The following is a 10214-nucleotide window of genomic DNA, read 5'->3' as shown; positions in this document are numbered from 1 at the left end:
GCTTCGAAAATTTCCGTTTACGGGACGGCCTCGGTTGAAGAATTGGAGAAAGCCGGTGCATTTGAAAATTTGAAGGTCGCTCCTGAAATCACAGGCCGGCCAGCCGGTCCGAAAACGGAAACCGATAAAACGACGACTGCAAAGGAGAAGAAAGTGCCGTTCTACCAAAAGTACAACGTCTTGCTCTACTCCACCCTGTTGATCGTCTTCGGGTACATTTCCCAGTTCGTCAACGGGGAAGAAAACCTGATGACATCCCTCCTGTTCGTGGCAGCCATCGTCATTGGCGGATACTCGCTCTTTAAAGTCGGCTTCCAGAACTTGATACGCCTGGATTTCGATATGAAGACACTCATGACGGTTGCTGTCATCGGGGCCGCTTTTATCGGCGAATGGGCGGAAGCGTCCATCGTGGTGATTCTCTTCGCCATCAGTGAAGCATTGGAACGCTATTCCATGGACCGGGCCCGACAATCCATCCGTTCGTTGATGGACATTGCCCCGAAAGAGGCACTGGTTCGTCGAAATGGACAAGAACAGTTGATTTCGGTGGACGACATTGCCGTCGGGGATATCATGATCGTCAAACCCGGGCAAAAGATTGCGATGGACGGTATGGTGGTCAACGGCTACTCGGCAGTCAATCAGGCAACGATTACCGGTGAATCCGTGCCCGTCGCCAAAACGGTGGATGATGAAGTCTTCGCCGGCACGCTGAATGAAGAAGGTCTGCTGGAAGTTAAAATCACCAAACTGGTCGAAGACACGACCATTGCGAAAATCATTCACCTGGTCGAGGAAGCGCAAGGCGAACGCGCGCCTTCACAGGCGTTTGTCGATAAATTCGCCAAATATTATACACCGATCATCATGGCCGTTGCCGCACTCGTGGCCATTGTCCCTCCCCTCTTGTTTGACGCCAGCTGGGAAACCTGGGTCTACCAAGGGCTGGCTGTGCTAGTCGTAGGTTGTCCGTGTGCATTGGTCATTTCGACTCCAATTTCGATTGTATCCGCGATTGGCAACGCAGCGAAAAAAGGCGTTCTGGTAAAAGGCGGCGTGTACCTGGAAGAAATGGGCGCCATCAAAGCGATTGCGTTTGACAAGACCGGCACCCTGACCAAAGGGGTTCCCGTCGTCACGGACTTTGAGGTATTGAACAAGGATCTCAATGAAAAAGAACTGCTTTCCATCGTCACAGCGCTGGAGTATCGCTCACAGCACCCTCTTGCTTCGGCCATTATGAAAAAAGCGGACGCAGAAAACATTTCTTATTCTTCGGTCTTGGTCGAGGACTTCTCATCCATTACCGGCAAAGGGATTAAAGGGACCGTAGAAGGGATCACGTACTACATCGGCAGCCCGATTCTCTTCAATGAGCTGGGCGCCGCAAGTGCCGATAAGAACTTGGAACAAAACGTCACAGCTCTTCAAAATCAGGGCAAGACGGCGATGATCATCGGAACGGAACAGAATATCCTGGCGGTCATTGCCGTGGCAGATGAAGTCCGTGAATCCAGCAAGGAAGTCATCGCTAAATTGCATGAAATGGGCATCAAGAAGACGATCATGCTGACAGGTGACAACAAAGGAACCGGTCAGGCCATTGGCCAGCAGATCGGTGTCACCGAAATTCAGGCCGAGCTGATGCCGGAGGACAAACTGAATGTCATCAAACGCTTACGAGCCGAATACGGCAACGTCGCGATGATTGGAGACGGCGTGAACGATGCTCCGGCACTCGCTGCTTCTACTGTCGGAATTGCCATGGGTGGTGCCGGAACCGATACCGCGATGGAGACCGCTGATGTGGTCTTGATGGGCGATGATTTGAGCAAACTGCCATTCACGGTGAAATTGAGCCGGAAATCCCTGAACATCATCAAAGCGAACATCACGTTTGCAATCGGCATCAAAGTGATCGCGTTGCTGCTGGTCATCCCGGGCTGGCTGACCCTGTGGATTGCCATCATGTCCGATATGGGCGCTACCCTCTTGGTCGCGCTGAACAGTTTACGGCTGATGCGCGTAAAAGAGTAACGAAAAGAGCTTTCCAGCCTAATGGAAAGCTCTTTTCTGAAATACATACTATTGCTCAACCAGTCTAAAGCATAATTTTATTTAATTCTCGAGATAAAGGGTATGGAGTTTTAGAAGAGGCTTACCTGTCACGAAGCAGCATGTTGTTACTGCAGGCTCTCCTCTTGTGTAATAAAAAGAAGTAGAATCATCGTTTTATTCAATAACCAAATGCTGAAGGAGGAAACAGAAATGACTGAAGAAGCAAAAAAGGATATTGATCTATTGGTGATTGGAGCCGGATCGGGCGGCTATGTGGCGGCCATTCGTGCTGCACAGCTAGGGAAAAAAGTGGTGTTAGTGGATAAGGCCGAATTAGGCGGCGTTTGCCTGAACCGGGGGTGTATCCCTTCCAAGGCGCTGATCAGTGCTTCTGAACGAGTAAAACACATCCAACATGCCGGCTCCATGGGCATCAAGGTTTCGGGCGAAGTGGTCGTGGACATGCCGGAAGTTGTGAAATGGAAGGATGGCATCGTGAACAAATTGACGAGTGGAGTCCAGACCTTGCTGAAAGGCAATGGCGTGGAAGTCATTAGCGGGGTAGCTTATTTGACAGAATCCCATCAGGTAAAAATCAAAACCGTAGACGGAGAACAGCTTTATACGTACAAAGATCTGATTCTGGCAATCGGTTCCCTGCCGACCGAACTGAAAAGCCTGCCGTTCGATCAAGAACGGATTCTCTCATCAACAGAAGCTTTGACGCTCCAGGAAGTGCCGAAACATCTCGTGGTGGTCGGCGGCGGGTATATCGGATTGGAACTCGGAACAGCCTATGCCAAATTCGGGGCGAAAGTGACCATCCTGGAAGGAACGGATACCATTCTTCCGGGAACGGACTCAGCACTGACAAATGTGGTTAAACGTCACTTAAAAGATATGGGCATCACCGTCATCACCAATGCCATGGTCCAAGGCGGTGAAAATACAGGTGAAGAAGTCAATGTCCGGGTTCAAGTGGATGGCAAAGACGAGGTCATTAATGGCGATTACTGCTTGGTTTCCATCGGGAGAAAACCGAACACAGGAAACATCGGCTTAGAAAATATTGGTGTGGGACTTGATCAACGCGGGTTTATCAAGATAAATAACCAATGTCGAACCACGGTTGACCATGTGTACGCGATCGGTGATTGTGCAGGCGGTGACCTTCTGGCCCACAAAGCGAGTTATGAAGGCAAAATTGCGGCAGAGGTGGCAAGCGGCCAAAAAAGCGTCATTGATTTTCAAGCGATGCCGTTTGTTATCTTCAGCGATCCGGAAGTTGCGTATACCGGATTGACCGAAAAAGCGGCAAAAGAACAGGGTTATGATACAGTTTCCAGTCGTTTTCCGTTCCAAGCGAACGGTCGCGCTTTATCCATTTCCGATGCCGATGGTTTTGTACAGATTGTGGCTGAAAAAGAGACCAAAAGAGTGTTGGGCGTCCAGATGGTTGGACCGGAAGTATCGTCCCTTATTGCCGAAGCGGTCTTTGCCATTGAGACCGGAGCGACTGCCGAAGACCTCAGCCTAACGATTCACGCCCACCCTACGTTACCGGAGCCACTGATGGAAGCTGCGGAAGGAATCATGGGACACCCAATTCATATGCTAAACAGAAAATAACTTATAGCGAAAACACATCGAGGCCGGTCTGCACATTCATAAGCGCAGGCCGGTTTGTTTTTATACGAGTATCTATGACATTCTGAAGTGATGATAAATCGAATAGATTAGCGAGTTCTCTCTTTTTTCAAAACGGAATTATTCGGAACAAAAAATCCACTTAATTGAAAGGATGCGAACTTCATGAAGATAGATAAGAACAATGCGTATATACCGGCACTCAAATACCGCTGGATGACCCGGTTCTACGATCCGTTAATTCAATGGGGGATGCAGGAAAAAAAGCTTAAAATGCATTTGGTCAATCAAGCAGCCCTTCAACCTGAGGAAGTGGTGATGGATCTAGCTTGCGGCACAGGAACCTTGGCGCTCTTAATACGGCAATCACATTCTCACGTTCAAGTGATTGGAGTCGATGCGGACCCGAAAATAGTAGCAATTGCGAAAGAAAAAATCAACAGAAATCAAACTAATGGAATTAGCTTCAAGGAAGGATTTTCTGACCGGCTTCCCTTTTCTAATAATCTGTTTCATCATGTCTTTACCAGTTTATTTATTCATCATCTGACGCTAGAGAAGAAGAAGGAAACTTTTGAGGAAGTTCGCCGGACACTCAAACCGGGCGGCCAATTCCATATTATTGATTTTGAGAAGCCGCAAAACGGTTTGATGCGTGTTGCATTCTTACCCGTCCAGTTGTTAGACGGGTTCGAGACCACTTCCCCTCATGTCAAAGGCATTATTCCGAATCTCTTGAAAGAAACCGGATTTGCTGCAATTGAAGAGACGGGGCAATTTTCAACCGTGGTCGGCACGTTACGGGCATACAGAGCTTTTAAGGCATAAAATTTTGATACTCAGCTACTTTCTTTCACCTTACGTACTTGCATTTTCTATATATCTATTTTCATTCAATTCACTTTGTAGTCATAAGGAACAAAACTTAAAAAGGGTATTAGAAAAGCGTTAGTAAAAGTACTTTAACAAATTAATAGGGAGAGAAGATGTGCTTGTAGCAACCTCTTCTCCTCCTTTGTATTCAGCAACTTCTGATAACTACTGATATGTAAACCGACTATACCTGAATCTTCTCTTGTGAATTCGATAGAATTCACAAGTTAAACGTGATTTACTTTTTCAGAAACCATTTAAAATTCTTGTTTCCAGAAGAATGAGAAAATGAATTAATTGAGTATGTCTCTTCTTCTTTTCTATAAAATAACTTCAATTTTAATAACCTTTAATTAACCAAGTGAAAGGATTTCAAACCGCTTGACCCTGTAGTTAGGTTTAGGGTTTATACTGTATTCAAAGGGAGGGAGAGAAGAAATGAAAATTGGTGAAGTAGCCAAGGCGGCCAACGTGAATATCGAAACCATTCGCTATTATGAGAAATACGGGTTAATTTCGGAATCTCCCCGAACCGATTCCGGTTACAGAATTTTCTTCGCTGAAGTCATTGAAGACATCCGGTTTATCAAGAGAGCACAAGGCTTAGGATTTAGCCTCGAAGAAATCAAAAAACTTTTATCAGTCTCGAGAGAACATGAATTTCATGCAGAAGAAATGCATCATTTTATGATGAACAAAGCAGAAGAAGTAGAAGTTAAGATTCAAGAGTTAAAAAGTATGAAAAATTTATTGGAAGACCTGGCAGGAAAGTGCCCTCGTTCGAAGGTCGCTAAAGACGAATGTCCCATCATTCAAAAACTTGAAGGAGTGAATTAAGAATGGCTAAAAGACGAGTTGAAATATTTACAGCAGGGTGTTATTTATGTGATGACACGGTACAGCAAGTCAACGACCTGGCTTGCGATAATTGTGAAGTTACTGTTTACGATTTGAATAAAGGCTGTGAAACGAATGAATGCCGGGAGAAAGCAAAAGCTTACGGTGTTCAAACGGTGCCGGCCGTTGCAGTTAATGGCGAATTAGTAGACTGCTGCAAGGACACAGGAATTGATATGGATTCCTTGAAGAAGGCCGGAGTTGGAAAATCCGATTCGTAAATTTAAATCAAGCGTCAATTTTTAAAAAAGCATCCAATCTACAGTATTGTAGATTGGATGCTTTTTAGCTAAGTAAATATTAAAAAATACAGATTTTTCTACTTAACAACCAGCCGGTGCACCGACCATGACCAGACCCGATTGTTCCCCTTGTTTTTCAAAATCTAATGTTAAGCTGTCTGATGCATCTTTTGCTTCAACAGCAATTGCCATCCGGATGCCGTTGATGTCCAGTACTTCATCTGTTGCTTCTGGTGCATCCAGCGACAGGCCGATTTGCGGTCCACAGCACCCAGCTACTGCGTGAATCCGCATGCCTTCGGCTTTCTGCTCTTCCAGAATCGATTGGATGTATTGTTTGGCTTCATTTGTGATCATCATAGGTTGTACCTCTCCTTTTGGATTCATTTTCGGTTTTAATTCTATCATTCATTAGGCTTCTGGGAAAATCCGCTGAAGGGATTCCTTCAACGGCGGTTTCACATTGATTTTCTCGCGAACGGATTTCGCCTGCGCTTCCGCTTCTTCGATACTATTGGCTTTGCCGATGGATAATAGCGTACCGATGGCCACCGTGCCGGTCCGGTTGCTGCCGCCTGCACAGTGGAAATAGATTTTCTTGCCGTCGTTATAGGCGTCCACCACTTGATCGATCGCTTTCTTGACCGATTCATCCTGCTGGTCGTCGGAATCATCCACGATCGGGCTGTGGACCCGGAGGTATTCGTACTCGCCTTCGGTCACTTCTGCCCGCAAATCCACCACAAGGTCAACCTGTTCCGTGTTGACTGCATCCTTGGCATCCGCTGCGCCGCCAATGAAAATGCGGTCCTTTACCAGTTCCTGATAATTTTTGCTCATTGTGCTTCCGCCTTTTCTGATAACGTTTGGCTCCAGTCGATGATTTCCTGGCCTTCGAGGTGACGTTCGGTGTCCATTGCCGCCATGCACCCGGATCCGGCTGCGGTAATCGCTTGGCGATACCGTTTGTCCTGAACATCGCCGCAGGCAAAGATGCCTGGAATGTTTGTTTCCGTTGTGCCTGGCACGACCTGAATATAGCCTGTTTCATCGGTGTTAATTTGCCCGTTCAGGAAAGCCGTGTTCGGCGTGTGGCCGATGGCGACAAAGATGCCGTCCGTTTCAATAACCTCTTCGGCCTCTGTCTCGCCGTTCAATACTTTCAACCCGGTCACTTTCGTTCCGTTGCTGATGACTTCAACCGGTGTGTTGTTCAATTTCCACGAAATCTTTTTGTTCTGTCTGGCACGGTCCTGCATGATTTTGGACGCCCGCAATTCATTGCGGCGATGGACGATGACCACTTCATCTGCAAACTTCGTCAAGAAGCTCGCTTCTTCCATGGCCGAATCGCCTCCGCCTACGACGATGATCTTTTTCCCGCGATAGAAAAAACCGTCACAGGTCGCGCAGGTGCTGACGCCTGAACCAATGTTCTCGGTCTCCCCAGGAATCTGCAGGAGTTTAGCCGAAGCACCGGTTGATAGAATCAGCGCTTCCGTCACCACTTCACCTAAGCCGCTGACCTGTAATTTAAACGGCTGCTGGGAGGCATCCACTGCCGTCACCCAACCGCTTTTGAATACGGCACCGAAACGTTCCGCTTGTTTGCGCATGTTGTCCATCAATTCCGGGCCCATGACCCCATCGACAAAGCCGGGGAAGTTCTCAACTTCGGTTGTCAGCGTCAATTGTCCGCCCGGCTGATCGCCTTCAATAATAAGAGGATTCATGTTGGCTCTTGCTAAATAAATCGCTGCCGTCAATCCGGCAGGTCCTGTTCCTAGAATGACTACTTTATGCATATTGATTCCCTCCAACGGGTTATAGGATGAATTCTTTCAACTGGGTGTAGCCGACTTTTTCTTCCTGCAGCCAGGGGATCACAGCGCATTTTGGCGCCAGTTCTTCGTCCACTTTTTTGATCCATTTCTTCTCGGAACGTGCCCGGCCGCGTAAAATCGGGTCTGTCGTTTCCGTGGCGTACAAGCTTTGGTTGATGACCCACCATTTGGGCTCGATCTGGGCGCGCTTCAAGTCCTCTTGCAGCCGTGCCGCTTCGAGTACGGGCGTCGCTTCCGCCAGCGTCACGATAACGACGCCGGTTTCTTGCGGATTGCGCAAACGCGGCAACAGCTTCTTCACGTTTTCCGGCACGTCCCCGGTCGAACGGCTCATCTCTTTGTGGTAAGCTTCCGTCGAATCCAGCAACAACAATGTATGGCCGGTCGGGGCCGTATCAATCACAACAATTTCGTTCTCCGATTTCTCGACGACCGCCGCAAATGCCTGGAATAACGCGATTTCTTCCGTACAAGGCGACTCCAGATCTTCTTGCAGATAAGCCAATTCTTCTTCGCTCAGTCCGGTTCCGGCATTGGCAAGAACCGTCTGTTTGTAGCGTGCGACTTCGATTTCCGGGTTGATGCTGCTAATGGACAGGTTGTCGCGTGTTTCACTGCCTGCAAACGTATAGTCCAAATGGGCAGCTGGGTCTGTCGTGGTCAAATGGACGCGGTGTCCTCTTTCAGACAATCCGACTGCAATGGCTGACGCAATCGACGTTTTGCCTACGCCGCCTTTGCCCATTGTGAAAATAACACGGGTATTTTTTTCTGCGAAATCCTCAATCACTTGGTTCAACCCCGGAAGAGCTAACGCTTCTTCGTCTGTCTCTTCCAGTTCAACTGTTGTGATGGCATACGAACTGAATAGGTGCCGAAGATTTTCTATACCCGTCAACGAATACGATACGAATGGCAGCGAGAAGGTCATCACTTGCTTTAACGCTTCCGGTGTTTCCTGTAAAGCTAAGCGCTGTCGGCTATAGAATGCGGTCGATACGGCATCTTCCGGCTGGTGCGTCTGCAGCAGGCCGTTAACAATCAGCAACTGGTTCAGGATGCCGATTTCCTTCAGTTCCGCAGAAGCCCGATCCGCTTCAAGCAACGACGAGTTGTCCGGACGCGCAATCAATAGCAGCGTCGTCTTTTCCCGGTCGGAGAGGGAGGCAACCGCTTTGGCATACATCTCTTTCTTTCCTTCTAACCCGGCCAGCGGCCCCAAGCAAGAAGCCCCATGTGTGCTTTCATTCAGGAACCCACTCCATGCCGTCGGCAGCTGCAACAGCCGCAGTGTATGGCCTGTCGGTGCGGTATCAAACAAGACATGATCGTATTGCGTCAAGATGGTTTCGTCCGCCAACAGGTGGGAGAATTCATCAAAAGCCGCAATTTCTACGGTGCAAGCGCCGGACAACTGCTCTTCCATAGTCGCCAATACCGCATCCGGCAGTTTTCCACGATAAGGGCCAACCACGTTTTCCTTGTAAACCCGTGCCGACTCTTCCGGATCGATGTTGCACGCCGATAGGTTGGGAACGTTTGGAATGGCCATCGGCTCATTCGTCAATGCCACATCCAATACGTCTTGTAGATTGGATGCGGGGTCCGTGCTGACCAGCAGCACGTTCTTCCCTTGATCGGCAAGTGCCACGGCCGTGGCGCAAGCTGTCGACGTTTTGCCGACACCGCCTTTTCCGGTAAAGAACAAGAACGGCGTCAAGGGCATCTTTTTTGGATTGAACAGTGAATACATGTGCTTCTCTCCTTTAGTTGCCAAAATTAACGGACACGCGAACCCGTGGATTTTCCTGCAATTCGGCTGGTGCGGTTCCGGACCATTCAGCCAGCTCTTCGTTTGTCGGATACTCCGCCACTTTGACGACTTCCCCGTCTACCAGCACTAGCGGAAGTGATTCCGGCCCTTTCTCAACCAACACTTGGTTGACGACCTGATTCTCTACAAATGCACTTGGATCGTTCGTCAAATTGTAACGGGTAATTTCAAAGCCCTTTTTCTCGAGCGAATAAACCGCAGAAGCGATGCGCGTTAAATCTGGGTCTACAACGGGACCGCAGACGCCTGTCGAACAGCACATGGCCGGGTCAAAGATTTCAATTTTTTTCATGACAGATTCCTCCATTACGATAGTAGAATATGCTAATGTTCTATTGAGAAAGAAAGCCGGACACAAGGTCACGGCTCTTTTTTTACTTCCCTGTTTCGGCGAATTGTCGGATGCGTTCGCCCATTTCATCACGGACGCTTTGGAACACGGCCCATTTTTCTTCTTCTGTTCCTTCTGCTTTTGCCGGATCCACAAAGCCCCAGTGATCGCGCTTTACATGAGGAGGCGTCATTGGACACTTGTCTGCAGCATCGCCACAAAGCGTGACGACAAAGTCCGCATTGTTCAGGATGTCCGTGTCGATGATATCCGATGTTTGATTGGAGATGTCGATGTCCACTTCGTTCATCGCCTTCACCGCGTTCGGGTTCAAGCCATGCGCTTCAATCCCAGCGCTCAATACTTGCCACTCGTCTCCAAGAATTTCTTTCCCCCAGCCTTCCGCCATTTGGCTACGGCAAGAGTTACCTGTGCAGAGGAAATACAATGTTTTTTTCGTCATGATAAAAACTCCTTTTTGAATT

At 48.3% G+C, this 10214-nt stretch carries 11 protein-coding genes; 5 read left to right on the top strand and 6 right to left on the bottom strand.

Annotated elements, in window-relative coordinates:
- The 5 genes from FQ085_RS15065 to FQ085_RS15045 form a co-directional block, all read left to right on the top strand.
- On the top strand, positions 1-2040 hold a 2040-nt coding region (locus FQ085_RS15065), incomplete at its 5' end, for a heavy metal translocating P-type ATPase (RefSeq protein ID WP_149457024.1).
- Positions 2041-2271: 231 nt separating this feature from the next.
- Complete coding sequence (gene lpdA, locus FQ085_RS15060; protein WP_149457023.1) at positions 2272-3690, top strand: dihydrolipoyl dehydrogenase; 1419 nt, start codon at positions 2272-2274, stop codon at positions 3688-3690.
- Between the two features lie 183 nt (positions 3691-3873).
- Positions 3874-4536: a class I SAM-dependent methyltransferase gene (locus FQ085_RS15055; RefSeq protein WP_101803169.1), complete on the top strand. Its 663-nt coding sequence runs from the start codon at positions 3874-3876 to the stop codon at positions 4534-4536.
- Between the two features lie 483 nt (positions 4537-5019).
- Positions 5020-5418 carry a MerR family transcriptional regulator gene (locus FQ085_RS15050; RefSeq protein ID WP_101803168.1) on the top strand — a complete coding sequence of 133 codons (399 nt, stop codon included), beginning with the start codon at positions 5020-5022 and terminating at the stop codon, positions 5416-5418.
- A 2-nt stretch (positions 5419-5420) separates the two neighbouring features.
- Positions 5421-5699, top strand: coding sequence for a thioredoxin family protein (locus FQ085_RS15045; RefSeq protein ID WP_101803167.1), 279 nt, complete (start codon positions 5421-5423; stop codon positions 5697-5699).
- 102 nt (positions 5700-5801) lie between these two features.
- Here the strand turns inward: FQ085_RS15045 and FQ085_RS15040 are convergent, their stop codons facing one another.
- The 6 genes from FQ085_RS15040 to arsC all read right to left on the bottom strand — a co-directional run bounded on the left by FQ085_RS15040 (position 5802) and on the right by arsC (position 10192).
- Complete coding sequence (locus tag FQ085_RS15040; RefSeq protein ID WP_101803166.1) at positions 5802-6080, bottom strand: adhesin; 279 nt, start codon at positions 6078-6080, stop codon at positions 5802-5804.
- A 51-nt stretch (positions 6081-6131) separates the two neighbouring features.
- Positions 6132-6560 carry a protein-tyrosine phosphatase family protein gene (locus tag FQ085_RS15035; protein WP_101803165.1) on the bottom strand — a complete coding sequence of 143 codons (429 nt, stop codon included), beginning with the start codon at positions 6558-6560 and terminating at the stop codon, positions 6132-6134.
- The gene (trxB, locus tag FQ085_RS15030; RefSeq protein WP_149457022.1) at positions 6557-7525 is read right to left on the bottom strand and encodes a thioredoxin-disulfide reductase; all 969 of its coding nucleotides are present in this window, start codon (positions 7523-7525) and stop codon (positions 6557-6559) included. Before trxB ends, FQ085_RS15035 begins: the two co-directional genes overlap by 4 nt.
- 19 nt (positions 7526-7544) lie before the next feature.
- Entirely contained in the window at positions 7545-9317 is a 1773-nt protein-coding gene (gene arsA / locus FQ085_RS15025) for an arsenical pump-driving ATPase (protein ID WP_149457021.1), read from the bottom strand.
- A gap of 13 nt (positions 9318-9330) precedes the next feature.
- A complete protein-coding gene (gene arsD, locus FQ085_RS15020; RefSeq protein WP_149457020.1) occupies positions 9331-9690 on the bottom strand; it encodes an arsenite efflux transporter metallochaperone ArsD in 360 nt (119 codons plus the stop codon).
- A gap of 82 nt (positions 9691-9772) precedes the next feature.
- Positions 9773-10192, bottom strand: coding sequence for an arsenate reductase (thioredoxin) (gene arsC, locus FQ085_RS15015; protein WP_149457019.1), 420 nt, complete (start codon positions 10190-10192; stop codon positions 9773-9775).
- Between the last annotated feature and the right edge of the window lie 22 nt (positions 10193-10214).

Origin of the sequence: Planococcus sp. ANT_H30, assembly GCF_008369335.1 — a bacterium.
In the GTDB taxonomy this organism is placed as follows: domain Bacteria; phylum Bacillota; class Bacilli; order Bacillales_A; family Planococcaceae; genus Planococcus; species Planococcus kocurii.
This window is presented reverse-complemented; position numbering and strand designations above follow the sequence as displayed.

Coding starts and splice junctions, on each gene's coding strand:
- FQ085_RS15035 (WP_101803165.1), bottom strand. CDS start 6,560: ATGAGCAAAAATTATCAGGAACTGGTAAAGGACCGCATTTTCATTGGC.
- arsD (WP_149457020.1), bottom strand. CDS start 9,690: ATGAAAAAAATTGAAATCTTTGACCCGGCCATGTGCTGTTCGACAGGC.
- FQ085_RS15045 (WP_101803167.1), top strand. CDS start 5,421: ATGGCTAAAAGACGAGTTGAAATATTTACAGCAGGGTGTTATTTATGT.
- arsA (WP_149457021.1), bottom strand. CDS start 9,317: ATGTATTCACTGTTCAATCCAAAAAAGATGCCCTTGACGCCGTTCTTG.
- FQ085_RS15050 (WP_101803168.1), top strand. CDS start 5,020: ATGAAAATTGGTGAAGTAGCCAAGGCGGCCAACGTGAATATCGAAACC.
- arsC (WP_149457019.1), bottom strand. CDS start 10,192: ATGACGAAAAAAACATTGTATTTCCTCTGCACAGGTAACTCTTGCCGT.
- FQ085_RS15055 (WP_101803169.1), top strand. CDS start 3,874: ATGAAGATAGATAAGAACAATGCGTATATACCGGCACTCAAATACCGC.
- lpdA (WP_149457023.1), top strand. CDS start 2,272: ATGACTGAAGAAGCAAAAAAGGATATTGATCTATTGGTGATTGGAGCC.
- FQ085_RS15040 (WP_101803166.1), bottom strand. CDS start 6,080: ATGATGATCACAAATGAAGCCAAACAATACATCCAATCGATTCTGGAA.
- trxB (WP_149457022.1), bottom strand. CDS start 7,525: ATGCATAAAGTAGTCATTCTAGGAACAGGACCTGCCGGATTGACGGCA.